Source organism: Streptomyces sp. R-07 (assembly GCF_049913175.1).
In the GTDB taxonomy this organism is placed as follows: domain Bacteria; phylum Actinomycetota; class Actinomycetes; order Streptomycetales; family Streptomycetaceae; genus Streptomyces.
The window spans coordinates 3,633,113-3,658,604 of the sequence record NZ_CP183978.1; the positions used below are offsets into that span (position 1 = coordinate 3,633,113).

Consider the following 25,492-nt stretch of genomic DNA (forward strand, 5'->3'; position numbering starts at 1 on the left):
ATCGGCGAGACTCCCGTCGCGGACCCGGCCACGAACCGGCTGACAGGCCTCAGACCAGGCCGCGCTCCCTCAGGTACTCCAGCTGCGCCCGTACGGACAGTTCGGCCGCCGGCCACAGGGAGCGGTCCACGTCCGCGTACACATGGGCGACGACCTCCGCCGCCGTCCGGTGCCCGGCCTCGACCGCCGTCTCGACCTGGGCGAGCCGGCTCGCCCGGTGCGCGAGGTAGAACTCCACGGCCCCCTGCGCGTCGTCCAGGACCGGCCCGTGCCCCGGCAGGACCGTGTGCACCCCGTCGTCGACGGCCAGCGAACGCAGCCGCCGCAGCGAGTCCAGGTACTCCCCGAGCCGCCCGTCCGGGTGCGCGACCATCGTCGTCCCGCGCCCCAGGATCGTGTCGCCCGTCAGCACCGCCCGGTCGGCGGGCAGGTGGAAGGAGAGCGAGTCCGAGGTGTGCCCGGGCGTCGGGACGACCCGCAGCTCCAGGCCGCCGACCGTCACCACGTCCCCCGCCCCGAGCCCCTCGTCCCCGAGTCGCAGCGCCGGGTCGAGGGCCCGCACGGCCGTCCCGGTCAGCTCCGCGAAACGGCCCGCGCCCTCCGCGTGGTCCGGGTGGCCGTGGGTCAGCAGGGTCAGCGCGACCCGCTTGCCGAGCTTCTCGGCGGTGTCGATCACATGACGCAGATGGCCCTCGTCGAGCGGCCCCGGGTCGACGACGACGGCAAGGTCGGAGCCGGGCTCGGAGAGCAGCCAGGTGTTGGTGCCGTCGAGGGTCATCGCGGACGGGTTCGGCGCCAGGACGTTCACGGCGCGGTCGGTCGCGGGCCCGGAGACCACGAGCCCGCGCGGCTGGCCGGGCAGGGCGGCGGCGTCGCTCATCGGTCACCCCCGGCGGGGATGACCTTGGTGAACTCCTCGTGCCCCGGCCAGCTCAGGACCAGCTCGTCGCCCTCCAGACGCGCCTGTGCGAGGACGGGGGCCATCTCCTGCTCCCCCGCCGCCGCCAGCGCCTCGGCGGCCGTCCCGTACGCCTCCAGGGCGCGCAGGGTCGAGATCGTCGGCGGCATCATCATCAGCTCGCCCCGGTCGTAGCCGGCCGCGGCCTCCGCCGGGCGGATCCAGACCGTGCGGTCCGCCTCCCCGGAGACGTCCCGGGTGCGCTGGCCGGCCGGGAGCGCGGCCACGAAGAACCAGGTGTCGTACCGGCGCTGCTCGAACTCCGGGGTGATCCAGCGGGCCCACGCGCCGAGCAGGTCCGAACGCAGGACGAGCCCGCGCCGGTCGAGGAAGTCGGCGAAGGACAGCTCCCGGGCGACGAGCGCCTCCCGGTCCCGCTCCCAGTCCTCGCCGGTCGTGTCGCCGACGACGACGTCCTCGGTCTCCCCGGCGAGCAGCACGCCCGCCTCCTCGAAGGTCTCGCGCACGGCGGCGCAGACCACGGCCTGGGCCTGTGCCGGGTCGTCGAGGCCCAGGCGGACCGCCCACGTCTCCAGGGACGGGCCCGCCCAGCGCACCGGCTGCTCGTCGCGCGGGTCGACGCCGCCGCCGGGGTAGGCGTACGCACCGCCCGCGAAGGCCATGGAGGTGCGGCGGCGCAGCATGTGGACATCGGGCCCGGCGGCGCCGTCCCGCAGGAGCAGGACGGTGGCGGCGCGCCGGGGCGTCACCGGGGTGAGTTCACCGGCGGCGAGGGCGCGGATGCGATCGGGCCATTCCGCCGGGTACCACTGACCATTCGACTGCTTCGACTGACCATTCGACATGGCCGGATGCTATGCGCAAGCATCGAAATGCACGAGAGCCGGTTTCCCAGGTCTGTGGAAAACCGGCTCCATGCCGTACGGGTCGTGCAGGGCGCACAGGTCGTACGGGTCATGCGGGTCATGCGGGTCATGCCTGTCATGCGGGTCGTGCAGAGCGCACAGATCGTGCGGGTCGTGCGGATCGGCGGTCAGGCCTCGACGAGCTCGACCTGGACCTCGACCTCGACCGGCGCGTCCAGCGGCAGCACGGCCACGCCGACGGCGCTGCGCGCGTGCACGCCCTTCTCGCCGAGGATCTCGCCGAGCAGCTCGCTGGCACCGTTGATGACGGCGGGCTGGCCGGTGAAGTCGGCGGCGGAGGCGACGAAGCCGACGACCTTCACGACGCGCTTGATGCGGTCGAGGTCACCGGCGACCGACTTCACGGCCGCGAGCGCGTTGAGCGCGCAGGTGGCGGCGAGCTGCTTGGCCTCCTCGGGCGTGACCTCGGCGCCGACCTTGCCGGTCACCGGAAGCTTGCCCGCCACCATCGGGAGCTGGCCCGAGGTGTAGACGTACACGCCGGACTGCACGGCCGGCTGGTAGGAGGCGAGCGGCGGCACGACCTCGGGCAGGGTCAGGCCGAGCTCGGCGATCCGCGCCTCGACGGCCCCGCTCACGACTTGGCCCGCTTCAGGTAGGCCACGAGCTGCTCGGGGTTGTTCGGCCCGGGCACGACCTGGACGAGCTCCCAGCCGTCCTCGCCCCAGGTGTCCAGAATCTGCTTGGTCGCGTGCACCAGAAGCGGCACCGTGACGTACTCCCACTTGGTCATGGGGCCGACTGTATCCGCTGCCGCGGGGCTGCCCTCCGAGGCGGCCCCCGAAGCGCCCCCTAGGTGGCTTCTCCGGGGCGGCCTCCTGATTGCGCGCGGCCGCCAGTGGTTAGGCTCGACTGCGTGAGCAGGCTCCAGGTCGTCAGTGGCAAGGGCGGTACCGGTAAGACGACGGTCGCCGCCGCCCTCGCCCTCGCCCTCGCGACGGAGGGGAAGCGGACCCTCCTCGTCGAGGTCGAAGGCAGACAGGGCATCGCACAGCTCTTCGAGGCGGAAGCCCTTCCGTACGAGGAGCGCAAGATCGCCGTCGCGCCCGGCGGCGGTGAGGTGTACGCGCTGGCGATCGACGCCGAGCGCGCGCTCCTCGACTACCTCCAGATGTTCTACAAACTGGGCGGTGCGGGGCGGGCCCTGAAGAAGCTCGGCGCGATCGACTTCGCGACGACGATAGCGCCGGGCGTCCGGGACGTGCTGCTGACCGGCAAGGCGTGCGAGGCGGTCCGGCGGCGCGAGAAGGACGGTCGTCCCACCTACGACCACGTGGTCATGGACGCGCCGCCCACCGGCCGCATCACCCGCTTCCTCAACGTGAACGACGAGGTGGCGGGCCTGGCCAGGATCGGCCCGATACACAACCAGGCGCAGGCCGTCATGCGGGTCCTCAAGTCCCCCGAGACGGCGGTGCACCTGGTGACCCTCCTGGAGGAGATGCCGGTCCAGGAGACCGCGGACGGCGTCGCGGAGCTGAGGGCCGCGGAACTGCCGGTGGGCAGGGTCGTGGTGAACATGGTCCGCCCGCACGTCCTCGACGAGGCGGCGGTACGGGCCGCCTCCGGCGACCACCGGGACGCGATCGCCCGGACGCTGGCCTCGGCCGGCGTCACGGGCGGCACGCGGCTGGTGGAGCCGCTCCTCGACCAGGCGGCCGAGCACGCGCGGCGGGTGGAACTGGAGCGGACGCAGCGCGCGGTCCTGGACGGCGTCGGCGTCCCCTCGTACGAACTCCCCTTCCTCGGGGACGGAGCGGACATCGCCGGGCTCTACCGGCTGGCGAAGGAACTGCGGAAGCAAGGGGTGGGCGCGTGACGGAGAAGGCAGGGGCCGAGACGGAGGCCGGGGCCCCCGAGACCGCCTCCCCTGACGGGCCCGACCACGCGACCGGGCCCGACCGGAAGCCCGGGCCCGACACCGCCCCCGGGCTCGACCAGGCGCCCGTTCTCGCGCTCGATCCGCTCCTCGACGACCGGGGCACCCGCATCATCGTCTGCTGCGGCGCGGGCGGGGTCGGCAAGACGACCACGGCCGCGGCCCTCGGCGTGCGGGCGGCGGAGCGCGGCCGGCGGGTCGTGGTGCTCACCATCGACCCGGCGCGCCGGCTCGCCCAGTCCATGGGCATCGACTCCCTCGACAACACGCCCCGCAAGGTCGACGGCATCAAGGGCTCGGACGGCGGCGAACTGCACGCCATGATGCTCGACATGAAGCGGACCTTCGACGAGATCGTCGAGGCGCACGCGGAGCCCGAGCGGGCGCGGGCGATCCTGGAGAACCCCTTCTACCAGTCCCTGTCGGCCGGATTCGCCGGTACGCAGGAGTACATGGCGATGGAGAAGCTGGGCCAGCTCCGGGCCCGCGACGAGTGGGACCTGATCGTCGTCGACACCCCTCCGTCCCGGTCCGCCCTCGACTTCCTGGACGCGCCGAAGCGGCTCGGGTCCTTCCTCGACGGGAAGTTCATCAAGCTGCTCATGGCCCCGGCGAAGGTGGGCGGCCGGGCCGGCATGAAGTTCCTCAACGTCGGCATGTCGATGATGACGGGGACCCTGGGGAAGCTGCTGGGCGGTCAGTTCCTCAAGGACGTGCAGACGTTCGTGGCGGCGATGGACACGATGTTCGGCGGGTTCCGGACCCGCGCGGACGCCACGTACAAACTGCTCCAGGCCCCGGGCACGGCCTTCCTCGTGGTCGCCACGCCGGAGCGGGACGCGCTGCGCGAGGCGGCGTACTTCGTGGAGCGGCTGGCCGCCGAGGAGATGCCGCTGGCCGGTCTCGTCCTCAACCGCGTCCACGGCAGCGGCGCCGCCCGGCTGTCGGCGGAGCGGGCGCGGGCCGCCGCGGAAAATCTTGACGAGGGGCGCATTGTGGATCAGGGGGGCGGGAAGGCTGGACTGCGTGGCTCCCCGGCCACCGAGCCCGAGCGCGAGCCCGAGCCGACTGATCTCGCCACCGCCGCCGCACACCCCGTACCCGAGGCTGCCCCCACAGCCGAACCGGCACAGGAAACTGACGTGGACGTACGTCATCTCACCGCGGGACTTCTGCGCCTGCATGCCGAGCGCATGCGGGTGCTCGCGCGTGAGCAGCGCACGCGTGACCGCTTCACCGCGCTCCACCCCGAAGTGGCGGTGACCGAAGTGGCGGCCCTGCCCGGCGATGTGCACGACCTCGCCGGGCTGCGGGCCATCGGTGACCGGCTCATGGCGGGGCGGATGCCCTCGGCCTGAGCCGTCTCGCGTACGAGTACCCGTATCCGTACTCGTACCCGCGTCGCGTACGGGCCGGGGTCAGCCGACCGCGGCGTACGCCTCGTACGTCGCGTCGTCCTCGATCGCCACGGGCAGCAGGCCCGCTCCCCGCTCGTACTCCGTCCGCGCGGTCTCCAGGAGCCGGCGCCACGAGGTGACGGTCGGCCTCCGGCGCAGCAGGGCACGGCGCTCGCGCTCCGTCATCCCGCCCCACACGCCGAACTCCACGCGGTTGTCGAGGGCGTCGGCGAGGCACTCGGTCCGCACCGGGCATCCGGTGCACACCGCCTTTGCCCTGTTCTGTGCCGCTCCCTGCACGAAAAGTTCATCCGGATCGGTAGTGCGGCAGGCCGCCTGCGCACTCCAGTCAGCTACCCAGCCCATACCGGCGCCGTCCTCTCCCGAATCGAGGCTCCCCCACGGCGGCAGCGGCATATTCACCGCTGCCAGTTGGGACGTTACGGAAGGTGGGGAGAGCGCAACACCCCCTTCGGGCCCAATCTTGGATGGCCCGAACGGACTATGCGTGCGCGTCAGATCACCCAGGGGAGTGATCGAAGGACATGCGTGTGATAGCGGACATATCGCTCAGACATGCCCTTCCTCGACGGGCCCACTTGGGGCACCGTGTGACGCATGAGCCGGAATCGGACACGAGGTTCCCATGCTTCGGGGTCACGGGATTTCATGCCGATGTCACACCCGGGTCTTGATGCGAGACCACACTGCTGTGACAGTTGGGAGCAGCTTAGGCCAAGGCATATACGTGTGTCCGGCGAATGAGAACGTAGGCTGCCCCCATGGCAAAGAAGCGCTCGGGCGGTGGTCTGACCGGGACCCAGCAGGCCGCCAAGTTCCTCGGTGTCAGTGTGCTCGCCGGAGCCGTGCTGGCGGGTATCGCCCTGCCCGCGGCCGGTGCACTGGGGCTGGCCGCGAAGGGCACGGTGGAGGGGTTCGACGAGATCCCCTCCAATCTGAAGACCCCACCGCTGAGTCAGCGCACCACGATCCTGGACGCCGAGGGCGGTCTGATCGCCACGGTGTACTCGCGGGACCGGAAGGTCGTACCGCTGGACAAGATCTCCCCGTACATGCAGAAGGCGATCGTCGCGATCGAGGACGGGCGCTTCTACGAGCACGGGGCGATCGACCTCAAGGGCGTGCTGCGTGCCATCAACCGCAACGCGCAGTCGGGCGGGGTCGCGCAGGGCGCGTCCACGCTGACCCAGCAGTACGTGAAGAACGTCTTCGTCGAGGAGGCCGGTGACGACCCCGAGAAGGTCGCGCAGGCCACCCAGCAGACCATCGGCCGCAAGGTCCGCGAGCTGAAGTTCGCGATCCAGGTCGAGGAGGAGCTGGGCAAGAAGAAGATCCTGGAGAACTACCTCAACATCACGTTCTTCGGACAGCAGGCCTACGGCATCGAGGCCGCCTCCCAGCGGTACTTCTCCAAGCACGCCGCCGACCTGTCCCTGGGCGAGTCGGCGATGATGGCCGGTCTCGTCCAGTCGCCGAGCCGCTACGACCCGATCAACGACATCCAGGAAGCCACCAAGCGCCGCAACGTGGTCCTCCAGCGGATGGCCGACGTGAAGGACATCAGCCAGGCCGAGGCGGACAAGGCGAAGGCCACTCCGCTGAAGCTGAAGGTCAAGACGCCGAAGAACGGCTGCATCACCGCCGTCGACGGCGCCGGCTTCTTCTGCGACTACGTCCGCAAGACGATCCTCAGCGACCCGGTCTTCGGCAAGACGGCCGAAGAGCGGACGAAGCTGTGGAACCTGGGTGGTCTCACCATCAGGACCACGCTCGACCCGCGCGCGCAGGCCGCAGCCAACGAGGCCGCCGTCGCGAAGGTCGACAAGGACGACCCGGTCGCCGCCTCGGTGGTGCAGGTCCAGCCCAAGACCGGCCGCATCCTGTCGATGGGCCAGTCCCGCCCGTACGGTCTCGACCAGAAGCAGCACCAGACGACGCTGAACCTCGCCGTCGGCAGCAAGATGGGCGGCACGACGTACGGCTTCCAGGTCGGCTCGACCTTCAAGCCGATCACGGCGGCGGCGGCCCTGGAGAAGGGCCTGAGCCCGGCGCAGAGCTTCGACACCCCGGCGCAGATCAACATCCCGGAGAGCGACTACACCCGTTGCGACGGCAAGCCGGCCGGCTACGCCAACTGGGAGGTCAACAACGAGATGAAGACGGAGAAGGGCGTCTTCGACATGACGAGCGCCCTCGGCAAGTCCATCAACACGTACTTCGCCAAGCTGGAGCAGATGGCCGGCCTGTGCGAGACGCTGACGATGGCGAAGAACGTCGGCTACGAGCGCGAGCTGGGCAAGCCCATCAAGCAGAGCCCGTCCGTCACCCTCGGCAGTATCGAGAGCACCCCGCTCGACATGGCCTCCGTCTACGCGACCTTCGCCAACCGCGGCATCTACTGCACCCCGGTCGCCATCGAGTCGATCAAGGCCGCCAACGGCGACAAGCTGAACGTGCCGCAGACCAAGTGCTCGCGCGCGATGAGCGACCGCACCGCCGACACCATCAACCAGATGCTGAAGGGCGTCGTCGAGGACGGCACCGGTACGCGGGCCGGCCTCAGCGACCGCGACAACGCGGGCAAGACCGGTACGACCAACGACCGCAAGGACGCCTGGTTCGTCGGCTACACCCCGAACCTGTCCACCGCCGTCTGGGTCGGTGACGACGTCGGCGAGAAGAAGTCGATGTACGACATCACCATCGGTGGCGAGTACTACGACAAGGTCTGCGGTGGCTGCCTCCCCGGCCCCATCTGGAAGATCGCGATGACCGGCGCCCTGGACGCAGGCCAGACGCCGAGCTTCGTCCCCGTCTCCGTGCCGCGGGCCGAGAAGCCCAAGGACAAGGAGGAAGGCGACGAGGGCCCGAACAAGCCCCGGAAGCCGGCCGACAACAAGCCGGGCGGCACGGACCCGAGCCCCGGGTTCACCTTCCCGACGGACCTGCTCGGCGGCGGGGACGGACGCGGCAACGGCCGCGGCGGCCGCGGCTGACGCACCGCCGACCGATGTACGAGGAAGGGCGCCCCACCTGAGGTGGGGCGCCCTTCCTCGTACGTACTCCGCGGATCAGCCCGCGAGCAGCTTCTTCACCGCGGCGGCGACACGGCCGCCCTCGGCCAGGCCGGCCACCTTCGGGTTCACGATCTTCATGACGGCGCCCATGGCACGCGGCCCCTCGGCGCCCGCCGCCTTCGCCTCCTCGACGGCCGCCGCGACGATGCCGTCGAGCTCCTCGTCGCTGAGCTGCTTCGGCAGGTACGCGTCGAGGAGGAGGCCCTCGGCCGTCTCCCGCTCGGCGGACTCGAGGCGACCGCCCTTGGCGAAGGCTTCCGCGGCCTCGCGGCGCTTCTTCGCCTCCTTCGCGATCACCTTCTGCACCTCGTCGTCGGAGAGTTCGCGCTTCGTCGTGCCCGCGACCTCCTCCTTCTGGATCGCGGTGATGGTCAGCCGCAGGGTCGAGGAGCGCAGTTCGTCGCGCCCCCGGATCGCGGCGTTGAGGTCGTCCTGGAGCTTCGCCTTGAGCGTGGTCATGGGGTCAAGTGTGGCAGGTGCACCACCCGTACCGCCCGCGCATTTCGGCCCAGCGGGTCTGCGACGATGGGACGATGCGCGCACGGTACGGCATCCCCCTGAAGATCACGGCAGGCCTCACGGCGACGGCGACCGCCGGAATCGCCTACGCGGCGGGCATCGAGGCCCGCTCCTTCCGGCTCCGCCGGGTGACGGTCCCGGTCCTCCCCCGCGGCATGCGTGACCTGCGGGTCCTCCAGGTCTCGGACATCCACATGGTGAGCGGCCAGCGCAAGAAGCGGGCCTGGCTGCAGTCCCTCGCGGGGCTCCGCCCGGACTTCGTCGTCAACACCGGCGACAACCTCTCCGACACGCGGGCCGTGCCGGAGGTCCTCGACGCGCTCGGGCCGCTGATGGAGTTCCCGGGCGTGTACGTCTTCGGCTCCAACGACTACTACGGGCCCACGCTGCGCAACCCCGGCCGCTACCTGATGGAGAAGGTGCAGGGCCGCCACGGGCTCAACGGCAACAAGCCCGTCGTCGGCGCCGTCCACAACCCCTGGGAGGGGATGCGGGACGCCTTCGACGCGGCGGGCTGGGTGAACCTCACCAACACCCGCGGCCGGCTGAAGCTGCCGCAGGCCGAGCTCGCGTTCACCGGCCTGGACGACCCGCACATCAAGCGCGACCGCTACGAGCGGGTGGCCGGCGGCCCCGACGAGTCAGCCGACTTCACGGTGGGCGTCGTGCACGCCCCGTACCTGCGCTCGCTCGACGCCTTCACGGCCGACGGATACGAGCTGATCCTCGCCGGGCACACGCACGGCGGCCAGCTCTGCATCCCCTTCTACGGGGCACTCGTCACCAACTGCGACCTGGACACCGACCGGGTCAAGGGGCTCTCCACGCACACGGTCGCCGACCGGACCTCCTACCTCCACGTCTCGGCGGGCTGCGGCACCAACCGGTTCACCCCGGTCCGCTTCGCCTGCCCCCCCGAGGTCACCCTGCTCACCCTGACGGCCCGCGCCTGAGCACTTACGGTGGGGGCATGATCACGCCCCACACCGCGGCCGTGCCGGCCTCCGCCGTCATTCCCCCCGCCCGCCGCCGCCCCTGGGCGGCGGCCTTCCGGGGCCTGATCGCCCTGTCCGCGGCGACGGGACTGATCATCGAGTGCGTCTACGGGGACGTGCTCGTCGTCCTGAGCTTCTTCACCGTCTGGTCCAACATCCTGGTCGCCCTGGTCCTCGGCCGGGGCGCCCTCCGCGCCTGGACCCGCCGCCCGCCGCTGCCCGCGCTGTGGACCGGCGGCGCGCTGCTCTGCATCGCGGTGGTCGGCCTCGTCTTCCACCTGGTCCTCGACAACGAGGCGAGCGAGTTCAACCAGGCCGCCGAGATCGCCCGGCTCACCGGCGCGAAGGCCGTCTCCAACCAGCTCCTCCACACCGTGACCCCGATCGGCACGGCCCTCGACTTCCTCCTGCTCACGGCGCCCGGCGCCCTCCGGTGGCGCCACGCGGCCCAGTGGCTCGCCGCCCCGCTCCTCTACTTCGCCTTCGCCCTGGTCCGCGGCGCGCTGATCTCCCCGGACGCGCCCACCCGCTACACGTACCCGTTCCTCGACGTCACCGTCCACGGCTACGCGGGGGTCCTCACCACCGCCGTCGTCCTCGGCGCGGCCTTCTACGTCCTCGGCCTCGCGATCGTCGGCCTGGACCACATCCGACCTGCGCCGCGGTCCCCCGAATACCGGATTTCGTCTCAGCGCGCGCGTGGGCTAAAGTAATCGATGTCGCCGCGACGTGAAGAACAGAGCAGCGACATCGGGGTGTAGCGCAGCTTGGCAGCGCGCTTCGTTCGGGACGAAGAGGTCGTGGGTTCAAATCCCGCCACCCCGACAGCCGCAAGACCCTCAGGGGCCTGATCCGCGAGAGCGGGTCGGGCCCCCGAGGCGTTTCCGGGGGGATCTGCGCCGCAGCCCTAGGCCGTCGCTCCTGTCACCACCGCCAGCAGGGTGAGGACAAGGAAGGCCGTCCCCCAGACCAGTGCATGGCGTATGCACCTGTATTTGGTCCAGGCGATCCGGGACAGGGCCGCCAGCTGGGTCAGGTCCCGGGACACGGGATCGGTGCGGCGTACCGTCCGTTCCAGGTGCGCGACCGAGATCGCCAGCCTCGCGTCCCCGAAATAGTGCGTGCGGGACTGGCGGGGGTTTCCGAGTCTCGGGGCCACGGCCAGGCCCAACAGGACGAGTGCCGGAACGCAGGCGGCGCAGCCCGACCAGAGGAGGACCTGCGGGAGGACCGGGTAGTGCCGCGGGGTGATGACCCCGCTGCCGATCGCACCGAGAAGGGCGGTCAGAGCCGCGCCCAGGGACGCCAGCATCAGGCCCGCCTTATTGTCGGCCCTCACCACCTCCTCACGAGCCTCGGACAGGAGAAGCCTGGCGATCTGCGCACCGTGGTCGGCTGCCGTGCCGGTGTCCGGTTCCGCACCGGCGTCGCCCCCGGATGTGGTCATGCCTCGTATCCCTTCCGTCCTGTCTGGTGGCCGCCCCGGTGAGCGGGGCGGCCGTGGTGCTGTTTCCCGACGCGAGGCCGGTGCGTCAGACCGTCGACGAGCGGCGGATGTCGTCCTCCAGCGCGTTCACCGCCTGCCGGACACGGATGTTCATCGCCGCTGTGTGTTCACGGAGCGCCGCCTCCGATTCGGCTCGCTGCCGGCGGACCTGCTGTTCGATGGCGTCCTGGGCGATCTCGAAATCCGCCATGGCGCGTCGCTCGGCGAGCCGGACTTCCTCGCCGTGAATCTTGACCGCGCTGTTGCTCTCGCCCGTGAGCATCCGGTCGTACGCGGTCTCACCGGCCAGGTACTTCACCAGCACGGGCAGCACGTCGAGGAACACGAAGAGCAGGCGGACCAGCCAGATGCCGACGAACAGGACCGGGTTACCGCTCGCGAGTTCGTCCAGCGCCAGGATCCGTTCCAGAACCCCGATCTCCTTCTGCTTGGCACGCTCCTCCTCTATACGTCGCTCGATGCCGTCGGCCCGGGCCTGGAGGAACGCGCCACGGGACGAGGTCAGCTCCGCCTCGATCGTGGAGATGCGGGTATGCATGCCGGCGAGTCGCTTCTCGTTCTCGCTGGTGCGATGGGTGGTCCGGTAGTCCTGAGCCTTGGCGCGCAGGCGCAGGCACTCGGAAGTCCGCTGGTACAGGCCGGTGCCGGCCATGCGGATCAGCCGACGGCACTCGTCGCGCACCTCGGCGTCGATGGCCTCCAGTACGCCGGTGTCCCGGTCGACCCGCTGCTGCAGGGCTGAGGCGTCCGCACGCAAGGCGCTCATTTCCTCGACCCGTTCGCCAGGCGTTGCGCGGAAGGACAGGACGTATCCCCTGCCGCACCCCTCGGGCGTGGTGGCCTGCGTCGTGGAGGGCACGGGATTGCAGCGGACCAGATCCGTACGCAGCTGATCGATGACGTCCGTCCGTTCGTCCGCGACGTGTTCCTCGATGGCCGTCTGGAAGATGCGCAGTACCAGAGGCTCAGCGATCACCGCGCCGAGCATGAGCGCGATCAGCAAGCGCGTGACGAGGGGGCCCACCCGTCGCCGCGCATTCGGCTGCGGTGTGACCAGCCAGCGGTCGAGGTTCAGTACGAACAGCATCCAGATGAGCGTCGGCACCAGAGCCAGTACGGAGACCCTGCCGAGCGCCTCCGTGGCGAAGTTCCACATGGAGAACCCCGCTATGACGGAGGTCCCGAGCACTACGCCGCCCAGGGCCGTGTACTTGCTCCGCTCGTACCTAACCCTGCCCAGAAGCTCCTCGTCGATGCCGGTCAGGGCACGGAGACGCCGTGCGGCGACGGAGTCCACCCTGTTCGAGGCCTTGGCCGCACGGTTCGCCGGGAAGTCAGTCAATGAGATCGTCCTCATCCTTGACGAAGCCGTGCGGGTCGTGCGAGCCGTCCCCGCCTGCCGCCGTGTGGCCGGGGCGCGTCTGCCCCGACTCGACCATGCGGCCCGGGTCCACCATGGCTCCGACGGCGGGCGTGGGCTGCCCGCGCGTCTCCCGCAAGACCTGTTCCAGGACCTGGTGGTAGTCGATGTACTCGCTGCCACCCATCTGCTTCAGCAACGTCAGCAGCATGTCGCGGCGCATCTGCGCGTCCGCCGTCTCCAGCGTGTGAGCGTGGACCCGCTCGGCGGTCTCGGTCTTGTCGCGGCGAGCCGACTCCTCATCGGTGTTCCGATGAATGCGGGCGGCCACGTCGGTGACGTCGAACTCCTTCCGGGCGATGCCGAAGGCGTCCACGTGGTCGGAGCCCTGGGAAAGCAGTTCGGCGATCCGCAGCGCGTCCTGGGTCTCGAAGTCGCGCTGGCCTCGCTGGAGTTCCCAGGAGCGCCGCTCGTCACGCAGCTTCTGTTCCCAGTCCCGCAGGTCGTCCGACGCGTGCACCTCGGCGTTCACGAACTCGATGCTCATGCCGGCGACACGCGGCGGCACGATCGCGCTGTACGCGGCCATGCGGCGGCTGACCTCGATGCGTACCGCGTTGACCTCCTCCACGCGGTGTCCGGCGCTCACCCGGGGCAGGTCGCTGTCACCCATCAGATAGGCCAGCAGGGGGACGGTGACATCGATGATGCCCTGCCGGGCGATGACGGCCGGATCGTTCACCTGACACGTGAACGACGCCCGCATCGTGAAGTTGTCCGCCTCGCTCAACGACGGAAGTGAGCGTTCCACGTCGACCAGACGGGCCCTGGTGTCGACCAGGCTCACCGACGAGGCGTCGAGCACGTCGGGGTGGGAGGGGTCGAACACCATGCCTTCGGGATAGGCGCGGTAGTTTCCGCCGACCCTGAAGACGTGGACCGCGCCGGGCGGCAGGATAGGCACGTCTTCACGGCGGCGGCGCCGAGACCACCAGGTGCCCTGGACCGTGGCCAGGATGTGTTCGGCGATGACCGGGTAGTTCACTTGCTTCGTCCTCCTCGGGTGGAAGGGAAGGGGGTGATGGACACGAGGGAGCCGCCGGGGCTCCGGGAGTCCGCCGGGACCCGGCCACGCAATGATCCGAGCAGTACCTGCGCCAGCTGGCGGGTACCGGGGATCGCGTAGTCGGGATGTCTCAGGGCGATGGACAGGTGGTGGCACAGCGCCGCCCATTGCCGTCGGTTCATGGCGTTCCGCATGGCCTCGCCGAGTTCGCGTACGGCTCCGGTGACGGCCGGGTCGTCCTTGAGCCCGTCCAGCGTCCGGCACAACGCGCGGACCGCCCTGCTGCGGTTGCTGCTGTTCAGGACGTCCGCCCACAACGACCCGAGGTGGCGGACGCTGTCCGGGACGGAACGGAGCAGCACCACGGTGACCGGCTCCGGAGTCTGCAGACCGTCGGCTTCCAGAAGCTGCACGACGGTCCCCAGGACTACCGACCGTTCCCGGGAGCCGGGTGCCGACTTCACGATCACGGTCCGCAGGTACCGGAGGATGAACAGGACGCGCTCCGGATCCTGCTCGACTGTCTGCAACAGCAGAACCAGGGCGCGGCGGGCCGAGAACGCGATGCGCTCGCCCCGCAGCATCAGGAACCACAGCTGGTTGAGCGCTTCCAGACGGTAGAGCGCCCCCAGAGGTCCCGTCAGCGCCATGGCGGCGGTCACAGCGCGTCCGGGACCGCTTCTGTCCACCCAGCCGAGAACGATGTGCAGGGCCTGCGAGGCGAGGTCCTCGTCGCACATGAACTGGAGGGCCAGGGCGGCGGTGACCCGCTCGCTGGTGAGGCCGTCCGACCACGCCTTCAGCAACTGCTCGTCGACCTCCACCAGCGCGTGCCGCGCCAGGATCGCGACGCCCCGGGCCACCTCCGTCCGCGTGTCCAGGTCTCCCTGACGCGCCAGATCACTCAGCCACAGACGCAGCGGGTACCAGAGCTCGTAGCCGTACAGGTCGTGCAGCTCCTCGATGACGAGCTCGCGGACGCCGGGCGCGGTGAAGAGCAGGCACCGCTCGCGGCGAGCTGTGTCACCGCTGGACGCAGTCCGATACCCGGTCGTCACGAGCCCGACGGCCCGTTCTCTCCACCGGAAGCGGGACTGCTGGGCGACCGTGCCGCCCAGCGCCCCTCCGGGAGAGCCGTCCGGTTCCACGACCGACGTCTCGCCGCTCTGCTCCCAGTCGCGCACGTGAACGGTGAGGGCCGCGTACTCCTTCTCGAACGTTCTCTCCGGAACGCCCTCCAGGAATGCCAGGGCCGCGAGCGGGAGGAGTTCCGCCGCGGACGGCGCCGGACGGAACAACCCCCGGACCCGCTCCCGGTGCCCGTATCGCAGGGAGTCCAGCGCCGCTTTCGGGCCTACCCGGGCGAAGACTTCGGCTGCGTCGACGACGTCCTTCGGCCGCCGCTGTTCGGCGATCCGCTCCCGTAGTTCCTTCTCGACCTCGGTTTCGATGTCGACGCTCGGGAGCTGCCTCCTGCAGTGGTCGAACAGCGCCAAGGGGTCCGGGGTCAGCCACGGCACACAGTGGTCCCGCAATGCCAACCGCCGGTCGGCCGAGGGGCCCGCGGTGATCACCAGGAACGACCCCTTGCGCAGGAGTTCCTCTCGCAGCCTTCCGATCTCGTACGCCTGCACGGCATCGAGCTGCGTCTCCCCGACATAGTCGAGGATGACGTACCCCTGCCCCGGCTTGAGATCCTTCGAAGCGGCGAGCGTCGCGAGGGCGTCGGCGGGCGAAAGGCTGAGTAGTCTGGCGCCGCCGCCCAGGATCTTCCTGAGCAGGGCGAGGGAGCCCGCACCCCGACCGGAGTTGTCCTGTCCGGTCAGGACCACGAGAGCTTCGTCGCGCAGTGCGGCATACGCATCGTCGAAGCAGGGCTGGGGCGGGACGTAGAACCGCAGGGCCCGGTCCGTCTGCTCCGGCGATATCGTGCCGGGGGCAAGCCTGTGGGCACCGGTGGTGCCGAAGCCGAAGGCGGCTCCGGTCGCATCGACTACACCGTAGAAGTTGTTGTTGACGAGCTGGTGGACGCGACGCAGATCGTCGTATCCCCGGTCGTCCTCCTCGCTGGCATCCCGTTCTCGACGCCGCTCATGGCCTCCGTCCCGCTCGGAGTGAGGTTCACGTGCGTCCTCGCCGGCTTCCGACTGCCCGCTCGCGTCGTCCCGCACGGATGGTGCGACGTCCTCGTCAGGAGAGGGGACAGGGGGTACGTCGAGTCCGTCGTCGGGATCCGGGGCGTCAGCCACTGGCGCTCCCGAAGCCGAAGACGGCGCCCCGGGCGTCCACAGAGCCGTACATGTGGTTGACGTTGACGTTGTCGGATCGGTACTCGTGGCTGATGCCCGTCGCACCACCGGCTTCGCTCTCCGCCGCCGATTCGCGGCGGGCCACCTTCTCCCTGGCCACCCCGCCGGTTGCGGGCTTCCGTGTCTCCTCGACGTCGTGCTCGGGTGCGGCAGCGGGCGCCGCACCGGCTCCTGGCACGCGCAGCCAGGCCGTTGCCTCGTACTCCTTGACCTGGACGGTGACGCGGGTGAAGTCATCGGTTGCCAGCGTCGTGTGCCCACCTGCGACGACGGACCGGAAGACATCGTCGGACAGCAGGAGCGCCAGATCCGCACCGGGGTGTGCGGCCAGCGCCCCGTACAGCTGGTGTGCGTTCAGCAGCCGGGCCGTGGCGACTACGGCCGAACCGGCGAAGCCGTTCTCGGCCAGTTCCACCAGACCTTGGTGAATGACGGCCCGCAGCCTCATTCGGGCCTCGGGCACACGCTGGGCGTTGTAGTGACGCAGCTCGGCCGCGAGATGGCGGACGTAGTCGTCGACCAGACGCGGCTCGGTGCCGTCCAGTCGGCGCACGGCAAGCTGCTCGTCGCCCTTGCGCTGGATCTGCCACTGGGCGCGGTCCAGACCGGCGCCTCTGGCCGCCCGCTCGAGGAGCCGCGGCAGGTCGTGCTGGATCTCGGACTGCCTGCGGTCGGTCTCGCGCCCGTAGGCCTGTGCGTCCACGGCTATGCAGGTGCAGGGATGGAACCCGGACCACTCAACCACTGGACCATTCCTCTCTGGGCAGGGCGTGGGCACATTGCCCACGACGTGCTGCTCGAGAGGCTAGAAGAGGGAACGCGAAGTGATTCCGTATCAGTACGGATTGTCAGCGGCTACTTTGGCGAATTCCAGCAGTTTCGGAATGTCGCAGATGGTTATGCTGCGGTAACTGCGTTCGACCAGGCCTCTGGCTGCCAGAGCCGCCAGACTCTTTTCGGCCGTGTTGAGAGCGAGGCCGGCCAGCGACGCGAGTTCCTTCTGGGTGAGCGTCACCCCGAGGTCGCACCGCCGCCCGTCGACGTCCGCCACGGGTTGCGCGTAGGCCTGGCTCAGCTCGGCCAGGACTCGGGCCAGCCGGGTCATCGAGTCGTAGGCCTGGAAGTCGATCCGGCGCCGGTTGGCCCACCGCAGCCGGGCGCACAGCATGTGGAGGATGGCCCGCATGGCATCCGGATGCCGGGCGAGGAAGGTCTCAAGCGCGCGCACTTGAATGATCCGAGCGGTCACGTCACTGCAGGCGACCACCGTTCCCGACCGGGGGCGCTCCTCGAAGGCCGCCATCTCACCGACCAGGTCACCCGCTATGCGTACGGCGAGCAGCATGTCGTATCCGCTCTCCGCACTGGCGACGACCTTGACGACTCCACTCGTGATCAACAGGACGTGCCGGCTCTCGTCCCCCTGTTGCAGCAGCGCGCGATGGGGTGGGTAGGTGATCGGGGTTCCTTGCCCCAGCAGCTCCTCGCGTGCCACGTGCCGCAATCGGCCGAGAAAAGTGGACGGCGGCCACGCATGATTCACCAGCACCCCCGACGGCTTTGTCCGCGGGGCGCCCCGCTGTCCAAGTGCCTGACCATGCTGCCGTCGAGGCATGGGCCGGCACACCGACCTGACTGCATGTGGCCTGTTCTCTCGCCTCACGGACGAGATTGACCGAATGGGCCTGCCCGCAATTCTTTCAGCGCAGCCCTCACACATGCCTCTCGGGCTCCGTCAGTGCCGTGAAAGACCACGACAGACCGCGAAGATCAGCCCGAAGGGACACCATCATGAAGGCCACCAACACCTCCCGCCTGCCCAACCCCGTCCGCCTCGTACCCGAGCTCGGGGCCGTCGCCGGGGCGCTGTACAAGGCAACGGGAAACGGGTCGATGCCGAAGACCACGATCGATCTACTCCAGCTGCGCGCCGGACAGATCGTCGGGAACACGTACCTGACCGTCATGCACACGGAGAGCCTCCGCAAGGACGGGGTCTCCGAGGAGCGGATCACCGCCGTCGCCTCGGGGCAGGACGCCCCGTACTTCACCGAGGAGGAGACCGCCGCCCTGGCACTCGTGAAGGCCGTGCTCCAGCCCGCCGCGCCCGGGGCCGAGCGGGTCTCCGCCGAGCTGTACGCGAAAGCCGCCGCCCTCTACGACGAGAAGGCGCTCACGACCCTCGCCCTGGCCATCGGACAGGTCAACTTCTTCGTCCCGCTCGCCCTGATCGGCAAGCCGCTGCCGGGCGTCAAGCCGTCCGAGCAGTGGACCTAGATCACCGGTGGGCGGCCCAGGCGGGTCATGTGGAGGACCGTGGTCCAGCGCATCGGGGTGCGGGGGCCGCAGGAGCGGCGGACGCCCTCCGCGAAGCCGCCGAACCAGGCCTTGAGGCCGGGCAGGGAGCGGGTGCGGGCCAGGGTCAGGAGGGTCCACACGCCGAGGTAGACGGGGACCAGGAGGGCCGGCAGGTTGCGCTTGGCCAGCCAGACGCGGTTGCGGGCGGTCATCCGGTAGTAGACGGCGTGCCGGGCCGGGCTGGTCTTGGGGTGCTGGAGCAGGAGTTCCGGCGCGTACAGGACCTTCCAGCCCGCGTCGAGGGCCCGCCAGGCGAGGTCGGTCTCCTCGTGGGTGAAGAAGAAGTCCTCCGGCCAGCCGCCGATCCGGTCGAGCATCGGCATCGACAGGCCGTGGCCGCCGCCGAGGAAGGTGGTCACCTCGCCGCCGCGCAGCGGGTCCTTCGCCCCGAGGCGGGGGACGTGCCGGCGCTGGGTCTCGCCGGTCTCGTCGGCGATGCGGAACGAGACGATGCCGAGGGCCGGGTCCGCTTCGTACAGGTCGGCGAGGCGGCGGAAGACGTCCCTGTCGACGAGGAGGCCGTCGTCGTCGAGGTCCACCACGATGTCGACGTCGCCGAACGCGCGCAGCGTCTCGATCGCGACGTTCCGCCCGCCCGAGACGCCCCGGTTCTCGGGGAGTTCGACCCCGTGCACGCCCTCGGGGAGAGCCGGGAGCGAACCGGTGCCGTTGCCGACGACCACGATCCGGGCGGCGGGCTCGTCCTGCCCCGCCACGGCGTCGAGCAGTGCCCGCAGCTCTGTGGGGCGCGAGCCCATCGTCAGTACCGCCACACCGATACGAGGTCGCGCCACGGCCCCACTCCGTTCCCTGTTCACCGTTCACCGGAAGTCGCTCCGGGCCGCGATGCTAACCGCCGGGGGACACCCTCCGTTCACCCGGACCACGGGTGTCGTGCACCGGACGGGGGCGCGGAGGGGGGAGCGCGGCGAGAGGCCGGGGCGGGCGGCTCTACGCTGGTTCTCTTCCGTCAGGTTGATCGATCGTCGAAAGGGTGGTCTCCAGGTGCTGGTCGCGGACCGATATCGGCTTCATGTGTGTATCGGCCGGGGCGGCATGGGCGAGGTGTGGCAGGCCACCGACGAGGTCCTGGGCCGGGCCGTGGCCGTGAAGCTGATGCTGGCGCAGGGGACCGACCCCTCCGCCGCCGACCGTTTCCGCCTGGAGGCGCAGACCGCCGCGCGGCTGAGCCACCCGCACGTGGTGGGCGTCTTCGACTTCGGCATGTGGGACGGAAAGCTGTTCCTGGTCATGGAGTTGGTGGAGGGCGACAGCCTCCAGGGGAACCCCTCCGATCCGCTGGTCCTGCCCGCCGAACGGGTCGCGGTGGTCGCCGCGCACGCCGCCGCCGGGCTCGCGGCCGCGCACCGGCAGGGCGTGGTGCACCGGGACATCAAGCCGGGGAACCTGCTCGTCGACGCCGAGGGCACGGTGAAGCTGGCCGACTTCGGCATCGCCCGGTTCGTCGACGACCCCTCGGCCGCGCTCACGACGACGGGTCAGATCGTGGGCACGGGGCTCTACCTGGCGCCCGAGCGGGCCCTCGGGCAGCCCGCGTCGCCCGCCTCCGACGTGTACTCGCTGGGCTGCGTGCTCTACCAACTCCTCACCGGGAGACCTCCGTTCCGCGCGGACACGGCGACGGCCCTGCTGTACCAGCACATCGACAAGGCGCCGGTGCCCCCGAGCCGGCTCGGGGCGGCGCTGCCGGCCGAGTTCGAGAAGTACCTGCTGAGCCTGCTCGCCAAGCAGCCGGAGCAGCGGCCCCCGGCGCAGGCGATCTCGGACTGGTTCTCCTCCGGCGCCTGGCGCTCCTACCCCGGGGCCGCCCCGGTCCGGCCCCAGGCGCCCCACCGGGCCGCCGCACCGCATCAGCCGACCGGGCCCGCGCCTCTGCCGATGCCCGCACCCGTGCACACGCCCGCGCCGACCCCGCCGCCGATGAACCGGCCGCCGGCGACCCGGTCCGCGCCCGCCGCCCGGCGGCGCCAGAGCCCGGCGAGCACCGGCGGTCTCGCGGAGCTCTCGCGGCGCCGTCCGCGCAAGACGGCCGCGGTGGCCGGGGCCATCGCCTTCGTGGTCTTCCTGATCATCGGGATGGCCTGGCTCTCCTGAGGGCAGCCGTCCCGTGGAGCAGGGCGGCCGTCCGGTACAGCAGGGCGGCCGTTCAGTAGAGCAGGGCAGTCGTTCAGTACAGCCTCGGCGCCATCACGTGCGGCTCCCCGTCCGGCGTCGGGAGGAGCAGGCAGCGCGGTACGCCGGGCCCCGGGGTCGCTCGTACGGTCACCGGCGTCGGCGGGTCGGTCGGCAGCTCGGTCGTGACGGCGACCGGCCGGTCGTCGCGGGTCGTGGCGTAGCCGGTCTCCTTGCCGTCGACGAGAACCTCGAGGACCGGGGTGTGACCGGTCTGGACGGTCGCGGAGACCGAGTGCCCGAGGTAGTCGATGTGGAAGTGGTGGCGTGCCCTCATGGGCCACCTCCGTACCGCCGGAATGGGGCGCGTGCCGCCGGAGCGGGACGCGTACCTCCAGAGTAGGCACGGTCCGGTGCCACCGCAGGGCCGGTGCGGTCCTGCGCCACCGCAGGGCCTGTGCGGTCAGGGCCCCCGCCACTCCGGAGTGCGGCCGTAGTACCCCGGTGTTCAGATGGACCGGTACGCCGATCACCGCCCCCGCGGAACGGAGCACCTGGCACATGAGCGACACCCTGCCCTCCTTCGAGGACACGACCGACTTCGAGAACGCCGACCGGGGTTTCCTCGGCACGCTCGTCCCCGGGGTGGTGAAGGCCGAGGACGGCCGCGTGATCTGGGACAACGACGCCTATGCCTTCCTCAAGGCGGAGTGCCCGGACACCGCGCACCCCAGTCTGTGGCGGCAGGGGCAGCTCTCCTCGCGTCAGGGTCTGTACGAGGTCACGGAGGGCATCTACCAGGTCCGCGGCCTGGACATCTCCAACATGACGCTCGTCGAGGGCGAGCGCGGGGTGATCGTCATCGACCCGCTGATCTCCTCGGAGACGGCGGCGGCCGCCCTCGCGCTCTACAAGGAGCACCGGGGCGACCGGCCGGTCACCGGCGTGATCTACACCCACTCGCACGGCGACCACTTCGGCGGGGTCCGCGGTGTCCTGCCGCACGGCACCGAGGAGGGCGTCCCGATCCTCGCCCCCGCCGGCTTCCTGGAGCACGCGGTCAGCGAGAACGTGTACGCGGGCACGGCCATGACCCGGCGGGCGAGCTACATGTACGGCGTCGGCCTCCCGAAGGCGCCGGACGGCCAGATCGGCGTGGGCCTCGGCCAGGGCACCTCCACCGGAACGATCGGCCTCATCCCGCCGACCGTGGACATCACGGAGACCGGGCAGCAGGAGACGGTCGACGGCGTACGGATCGTCTTCCAGCTCACGCCGGGCACCGAGGCCCCGTCCGAGATGAACTTCCTCTTTCCCGACCACCGCGCCCTGTGCCTGGCGGAGAACGCCACGCACAACATGCACAACGTGCTCACCCTGCGCGGCGCGGTCGTCCGCGACTCCCGGATGTGGGCCCACTATCTGGACGAGGCGATCGAGTACTTCCACGGGCAGTACGACGTCGGCTTCGCGTCCCACCACTGGCCCACCTGGGGCCACGACAACGTGGTGCGGTTCCTGGCCGAGCAGCGCGACCTCTACGCGTACATGCACGACCAGACGCTCCGCCTGCTCAACCAGGGACACACGGGCGTCGAGATCGCCGAGATGATCGAGCTGCCGCCCGCCCTGGAGAAGTCCTGGCACGCGCGCGGGTACTACGGCTCGCTCAGCCACAACACCAAGGCCGTCTACCAGCGCTACCTCGGCTGGTACGACGGGAACCCGGCCCACCTCTGGGAGCACCCGCCGGCGGAGCTCGCGCGGCGGTACGTGGACGTGGCCGGCGGACCCGCCGAGGCCGTCGCCAAGGCCCGCACGTACGCCGAGGGCGGCGACCCGCGCTTCGCCGCGACCCTCCTCGACCACGTGGTCTTCGCCGACCCCGGGAACGAGGAGGCGAAGGAGGCGCTCGCCGGGGTGTACGAGAAGCTCGGGTACGGCGCCGAGAACGCGACCTGGCGGAACTTCTACCTGCGCGGCGCCCAGGAACTCCGGCAGGGCGTCACGGGCGACATGGTCGACATGACCAACCCCGAGATGGCAATGGCCCTCACCGTCCCCATGCTGATCGACTCGGTCGCCATCGCGATCGACGGGCCGCGCGCCTGGGACGACGACCTCACGATCGACCTGGTCCTGACCGACGGCCCCACGGACGCGGGCGAGCGGCGGCGCCTCACCCTGCACAACGGCGCCCTCACCCACCGGGTGGTCGCCGAGCCCCGGACGCCCGCCGGGCTGACCCTGACCCTCGGGAAGGCGCAGCTGCTCGGCCTGCTCGCCGGGAAGAGCCTCCAGGAGCTCGGGATCGGGACGGAGGGCGACCCGGCCCTGCTCGCCCGCCTCTTCTCGTACGTGACGAAGCCCGACGCCCAGTTCCCGGTCGTCACCCCGTGACCGGCGAAGGAGTCAGCGCATGAGCCACGCACGGAGTCACCGCACGAGCCACGCCAGGAAGCCCAGCAGGATCAGCATCAGGCAGATCCCGAGGTTGACCACCTTGTACTGGAGGAAGACCGCGGCGAACTCGCGGATCGTCGCCGAGGGCCAGAAGTAGGCGGCGGTCGGCGAGCCCACCACGTGGCCGTCGAGGCCCGCCCTACGGGCCATCAGGGCGGCCCGGAAGGCGTGGAAGTTGTTGGTGACGATCACGCAGGAGGAGCCCGGCCGGTCGCGCTCCATCAGCTCCTTGCTGAAGAGCATGTTCTCCTCGGTCGTGCGCGAGCGGTCCTCGCGCACGACCGCCTCCGCGGGGAAGCCGCCGTCGACGAGGTAGTCGGCCATCGCGTGGGACTCGGGCAGCTCCTCGTCCGGCCCCTGCCCGCCGGAGGTGATGAGGACGGGCGCGTCCCCGCCGCGCGCGGCCAGCCGCTCGTACACCTGCCGGCCCCGGTCCAGACGGCTCGCGAGGAGCGGCGGGACGCGGCGGCCCCCGATGAGTCCGGAGCCGAGGACCACGACGTAGTCGGCGTCGCGGCGGATCCGCATCCGGCCGTACAGGAAGGCGTAGCCGACGAAGCAGAGGAAGAGGAACGAGACGTAGCCGAGCACCAGCAGGGTGGTGCCGGCGATCACGCCCAGGACCCGTGAGCGGGTGACGGCCGCCGCGACGGTCAGGGCCATCACCCCGAACATGCCGAGTCCGGCGAGGAGCGCGAGCAGGTTGGCCGGGCGTCTGCCCTCCTTGCGGACCATCTTCACGCCGTTCGCGCAGAGCAGCGCGGCGAGGACCACCGGGCCGAGGCCCAGCACCAGCAGCACGACGACCATCACGGTCTCGGCGACCCCGGGCGGGGCGTCGTCGATGCCCGCGAGGAGCCCGATCCCGAGGAACGTGACGGCGAGGCCGAGGTACACGGCGTTGCCGAAGCGGCGCCGGTCGCGCAGCACACCGGCCCCGAAGAGCAGCAGGAAGACGGCGGCCACGACGAAGGCAAACATTCTGACATCGTAGACAGCGCGACCGACAACGACCCTTGCCCGAGCGCGCGGCGGCAGGCCCTAGATCTCGCCCGCCAGCGCGAACAGGCCGCGTCTGGCGCCCTCTTCGTAGGCGCTCTTCAGCTCCGGGTCGCCGAGCAGCGACCGCAGCGCCTCCTCGCCACGCGCGCGCGTGACCATGCAGTACTCCGCCGGCCGGTACGAGGAGTCGAAGACCGAGCTCCGCAACAGGTCGACGGCGCCGAGGAGATGGGCCGCCGCGTCGTGCTGCCCGTCGATCGCCCGCATCTGGGCGAGGAGTTCCGCCGCGCAGGCCGCGCCCACCGCCGAACCGAGCCGCAGATGCTCGCGCAGGGCCCGCCTGGCGTACTCCGCGGCCCGCTCCGGCTCCCCGTCCCAGGCGCCGAGTTCGGCCCGTACGTGGTACGCCCAGGCCTCGGCGAACACGTCACGGCCCACCCAGGCCCGCCGGCTCTCCCGGTCCAGGTCCCCCTGGTCCAGCGCCTCCTGCGCCCCCTCCGGGTCGGAGCGGCACAGGGACAGCGCGAGCCCGACCCAGCAGGCCCGCCGGGTCGGCCCGAACTCCGGGTGCTCCTCCATCAGGGCGAGCGCCTCCCGGAACTCGGCCGCCGCCGCGCGCGTACGCCCCTGGTAGAGGGCGGTCGCTCCGCGCAGATGGGCCAGGAGCGCCAGACAGCGCTCGTCGCCGTCCCGTACGGCCGCCGCCCAGGCCTGGGCGAGGAGCGGGTCGGCGTCCTCGGGGCGGCCCGACTCCAGTTCCAGGAAGGCGGCGAGCCACAGGGCGCGGGCCGACGGCGGTCCCCCGTGCAGGCTGAGGGCGTGCCGGAGCCGGGTGCGGCCCTCGGCGATCCGCCCGCAGGCCACCCACAGGAACCACAGCGAGACCGCGATCTCGACGGACGTCTCGGCCTCGGCGCTCGGCGAGAGCGGCGCGGTCGTCGGGTCCATGGCGGCGGCGAGGTCCGGGAGTTCGCGCAGTGCGAGGTCCCGGGCGTCGATCTGCCGGCCCCGCTGCCACCAGTCGGACGCCCGCCGGGCCACCTTCACGCACCACCTGCGATGGTGCAGGAGGACGGCCCAGCGGTCGCCGCGCGCGGTGAGGCGGCGGGCGCCGACGGCCCGCATCGGGTGCGGCATCCAGTAGCGGGGCAGGCCGTCCTCGCCGTCGAAGAGGTCGTCGACGGGGAGGAGGGCGAGCGGCGCGAGCCGGTCCAGGACCGCCTGGATCTCCCCGGCGGGCAGTGCGCCGGAGGCGCAGACCTCACGGACGGCCTCCCGGCCGAAGGCCCCCTCGAAGACGGACAGCCGCTCCCACAGGAGCTGTTCGGCCGGGCCGCAGCTCTCGTAGCCACGCTCGGCCGCGGCGACCTGGTCAAGGCCGACGGGTTCGCCCCAGAGGAGTTCGGTCTCCGGCGGTCGTGCTGTCCACAGGTGTTCCTCCTGTGGTTCTCCTGCCCACATGTGCTCCAGCCCCCGTGTCACTTCTCCGCCCTTCTCCTGTGACTTAGGACGGATTTCATGGAAAACAGCCGGCAACGCGGCTTGAATGCATTTGCCCTGG

The 25,492-nt window shown here is 70.8% G+C and carries 24 protein-coding genes and 1 tRNA gene; 9 read left to right on the top strand and 16 right to left on the bottom strand.

The genetic code is table 11. The annotated features are described in order from the left end of the window. Nucleotides 1-49 precede the first annotated feature (49 nt). The 4 genes from ACN9M0_RS16425 to ACN9M0_RS16440 all read right to left on the bottom strand — a co-directional run bounded on the left by ACN9M0_RS16425 (nucleotide 50) and on the right by ACN9M0_RS16440 (nucleotide 2,578). Entirely contained in the window at nucleotides 50-880 is an 831-nt protein-coding gene (locus ACN9M0_RS16425; RefSeq protein WP_426403818.1) for an MBL fold metallo-hydrolase, read from the bottom strand. After that, nucleotides 877-1,764, bottom strand: coding sequence for an NUDIX hydrolase (locus ACN9M0_RS16430; RefSeq protein ID WP_366036924.1), 888 nt, complete (start codon nucleotides 1,762-1,764; stop codon nucleotides 877-879). The genes ACN9M0_RS16425 and ACN9M0_RS16430 overlap by 4 nt, the downstream gene beginning before the upstream one ends. Nucleotides 1,765-1,952: 188 nt before the next feature. Then, the gene (locus ACN9M0_RS16435; RefSeq protein ID WP_041129922.1) at nucleotides 1,953-2,423 is read right to left on the bottom strand and encodes a RidA family protein; all 471 of its coding nucleotides are present in this window, start codon (nucleotides 2,421-2,423) and stop codon (nucleotides 1,953-1,955) included. Beyond that, a complete protein-coding gene (locus tag ACN9M0_RS16440; protein ID WP_015034547.1) occupies nucleotides 2,420-2,578 on the bottom strand; it encodes a DUF4177 domain-containing protein in 159 nt (52 codons plus the stop codon). The genes ACN9M0_RS16435 and ACN9M0_RS16440 overlap by 4 nt, the downstream gene beginning before the upstream one ends. A 123-nt stretch (nucleotides 2,579-2,701) precedes the next feature. On the opposite strand from ACN9M0_RS16440, the gene ACN9M0_RS16445 reads away from it, so the two are divergent. Further along, on the top strand, nucleotides 2,702-3,664 hold the full coding sequence (locus ACN9M0_RS16445; protein ID WP_366036925.1) for an ArsA family ATPase: 963 nt from the start codon (nucleotides 2,702-2,704) through the stop codon (nucleotides 3,662-3,664). Next, nucleotides 3,661-5,082, top strand: coding sequence for an ArsA family ATPase (locus tag ACN9M0_RS16450; RefSeq protein ID WP_399699348.1), 1,422 nt, complete (start codon nucleotides 3,661-3,663; stop codon nucleotides 5,080-5,082). The genes ACN9M0_RS16445 and ACN9M0_RS16450 overlap by 4 nt, the downstream gene beginning before the upstream one ends. Nucleotides 5,083-5,142: 60 nt before the next feature. On the opposite strand, the gene ACN9M0_RS16455 is transcribed toward ACN9M0_RS16450, so the two are convergent. Continuing rightward, the gene (locus ACN9M0_RS16455; protein WP_015034550.1) at nucleotides 5,143-5,487 is read right to left on the bottom strand and encodes a WhiB family transcriptional regulator; all 345 of its coding nucleotides are present in this window, start codon (nucleotides 5,485-5,487) and stop codon (nucleotides 5,143-5,145) included. Nucleotides 5,488-5,903: 416 nt separating this feature from the next. Here ACN9M0_RS16455 and ACN9M0_RS16460 point away from each other — a divergent pair, with 416 nt between their 5' ends. Continuing rightward, the gene (locus ACN9M0_RS16460; RefSeq protein WP_366036926.1) at nucleotides 5,904-8,138 is read left to right on the top strand and encodes a transglycosylase domain-containing protein; all 2,235 of its coding nucleotides are present in this window, start codon (nucleotides 5,904-5,906) and stop codon (nucleotides 8,136-8,138) included. Nucleotides 8,139-8,213: 75 nt separating this feature from the next. Here ACN9M0_RS16460 and ACN9M0_RS16465 read toward each other — a convergent pair whose 3' ends face one another. Then, nucleotides 8,214-8,678 (bottom strand): GatB/YqeY domain-containing protein, encoded by a 465-nt coding sequence (locus tag ACN9M0_RS16465; protein ID WP_366036927.1) that lies wholly within the window; start codon nucleotides 8,676-8,678, stop codon nucleotides 8,214-8,216. Nucleotides 8,679-8,752: 74 nt separating this feature from the next. On the opposite strand from ACN9M0_RS16465, the gene ACN9M0_RS16470 reads away from it, so the two are divergent. From ACN9M0_RS16470 to ACN9M0_RS16480, 3 genes are all read left to right on the top strand, one after another. Continuing rightward, nucleotides 8,753-9,691 (top strand): metallophosphoesterase, encoded by a 939-nt coding sequence (locus ACN9M0_RS16470; RefSeq protein ID WP_426403819.1) that lies wholly within the window; start codon nucleotides 8,753-8,755, stop codon nucleotides 9,689-9,691. Nucleotides 9,692-9,708: 17 nt separating this feature from the next. Next, nucleotides 9,709-10,446 (top strand): Pr6Pr family membrane protein, encoded by a 738-nt coding sequence (locus ACN9M0_RS16475; RefSeq protein WP_399699345.1) that lies wholly within the window; start codon nucleotides 9,709-9,711, stop codon nucleotides 10,444-10,446. A 38-nt stretch (nucleotides 10,447-10,484) separates the two neighbouring features. Further along, nucleotides 10,485-10,558, top strand: a tRNA-Pro gene (locus ACN9M0_RS16480). An 82-nt stretch (nucleotides 10,559-10,640) separates the two neighbouring features. Here the strand turns inward: ACN9M0_RS16480 and ACN9M0_RS16485 are convergent. From ACN9M0_RS16485 to ACN9M0_RS16510, 6 genes are all read right to left on the bottom strand, one after another. After that, nucleotides 10,641-11,180, bottom strand: coding sequence for a Pycsar system effector family protein (locus ACN9M0_RS16485; RefSeq protein WP_426403820.1), 540 nt, complete (start codon nucleotides 11,178-11,180; stop codon nucleotides 10,641-10,643). Between the two features lie 85 nt (nucleotides 11,181-11,265). Beyond that, nucleotides 11,266-12,582, bottom strand: coding sequence for a DUF4407 domain-containing protein (locus ACN9M0_RS16490; RefSeq protein ID WP_426403821.1), 1,317 nt, complete (start codon nucleotides 12,580-12,582; stop codon nucleotides 11,266-11,268). Then, the gene (locus tag ACN9M0_RS16495; protein ID WP_426403822.1) at nucleotides 12,575-13,645 is read right to left on the bottom strand and encodes a hypothetical protein; all 1,071 of its coding nucleotides are present in this window, start codon (nucleotides 13,643-13,645) and stop codon (nucleotides 12,575-12,577) included. Before ACN9M0_RS16495 ends, ACN9M0_RS16490 begins: the two co-directional genes overlap by 8 nt. Then, a complete protein-coding gene (locus tag ACN9M0_RS16500; protein WP_426403823.1) occupies nucleotides 13,642-15,915 on the bottom strand; it encodes a hypothetical protein in 2,274 nt (757 codons plus the stop codon). Before ACN9M0_RS16500 ends, ACN9M0_RS16495 begins: the two co-directional genes overlap by 4 nt. Next, nucleotides 15,908-16,678: a hypothetical protein gene (locus tag ACN9M0_RS16505; protein WP_426403824.1), complete on the bottom strand. Its 771-nt coding sequence runs from the start codon at nucleotides 16,676-16,678 to the stop codon at nucleotides 15,908-15,910. The genes ACN9M0_RS16500 and ACN9M0_RS16505 overlap by 8 nt, the downstream gene beginning before the upstream one ends. A 132-nt stretch (nucleotides 16,679-16,810) precedes the next feature. After that, nucleotides 16,811-17,470, bottom strand: a complete 660-nt coding sequence (locus tag ACN9M0_RS16510) for a Crp/Fnr family transcriptional regulator (RefSeq protein WP_426403825.1) — start codon at nucleotides 17,468-17,470, stop codon at nucleotides 16,811-16,813. Nucleotides 17,471-17,766: 296 nt separating this feature from the next. Between ACN9M0_RS16510 and ACN9M0_RS16515 the strand changes: the two genes are divergently transcribed. After that, a complete protein-coding gene (locus ACN9M0_RS16515; RefSeq protein ID WP_426403826.1) occupies nucleotides 17,767-18,252 on the top strand; it encodes a carboxymuconolactone decarboxylase family protein in 486 nt (161 codons plus the stop codon). Here the strand turns inward: ACN9M0_RS16515 and ACN9M0_RS16520 are convergent. Then, nucleotides 18,249-19,127, bottom strand: a complete 879-nt coding sequence (locus ACN9M0_RS16520; protein ID WP_366036931.1) for a glycosyltransferase family 2 protein — start codon at nucleotides 19,125-19,127, stop codon at nucleotides 18,249-18,251. The genes ACN9M0_RS16515 and ACN9M0_RS16520 overlap by 4 nt on opposite strands. 211 nt (nucleotides 19,128-19,338) lie before the next feature. Between ACN9M0_RS16520 and ACN9M0_RS16525 the strand changes: the two genes are divergently transcribed. Then, nucleotides 19,339-20,448: a serine/threonine-protein kinase gene (locus tag ACN9M0_RS16525; protein ID WP_366036932.1), complete on the top strand. Its 1,110-nt coding sequence runs from the start codon at nucleotides 19,339-19,341 to the stop codon at nucleotides 20,446-20,448. 73 nt (nucleotides 20,449-20,521) lie between these two features. On the opposite strand, the gene ACN9M0_RS16530 is transcribed toward ACN9M0_RS16525, so the two are convergent. Next, entirely contained in the window at nucleotides 20,522-20,803 is a 282-nt protein-coding gene (locus ACN9M0_RS16530; RefSeq protein WP_366036933.1) for a hypothetical protein, read from the bottom strand. A gap of 224 nt (nucleotides 20,804-21,027) precedes the next feature. Between ACN9M0_RS16530 and ACN9M0_RS16535 the strand changes: the two genes are divergently transcribed. Continuing rightward, nucleotides 21,028-22,866 carry an alkyl/aryl-sulfatase gene (locus tag ACN9M0_RS16535; RefSeq protein WP_366036934.1) on the top strand — a complete coding sequence of 613 codons (1,839 nt, stop codon included), beginning with the start codon at nucleotides 21,028-21,030 and terminating at the stop codon, nucleotides 22,864-22,866. A 36-nt stretch (nucleotides 22,867-22,902) separates the two neighbouring features. Here ACN9M0_RS16535 and ACN9M0_RS16540 read toward each other — a convergent pair whose 3' ends face one another. Both ACN9M0_RS16540 and ACN9M0_RS16545 read right to left on the bottom strand, forming a co-directional pair. Next, nucleotides 22,903-23,910: a YdcF family protein gene (locus ACN9M0_RS16540; protein WP_399699339.1), complete on the bottom strand. Its 1,008-nt coding sequence runs from the start codon at nucleotides 23,908-23,910 to the stop codon at nucleotides 22,903-22,905. Between the two features lie 60 nt (nucleotides 23,911-23,970). After that, nucleotides 23,971-25,413, bottom strand: coding sequence for a tetratricopeptide repeat protein (locus ACN9M0_RS16545; protein WP_399699337.1), 1,443 nt, complete (start codon nucleotides 25,411-25,413; stop codon nucleotides 23,971-23,973). Between the last annotated feature and the right edge of the window lie 79 nt (nucleotides 25,414-25,492).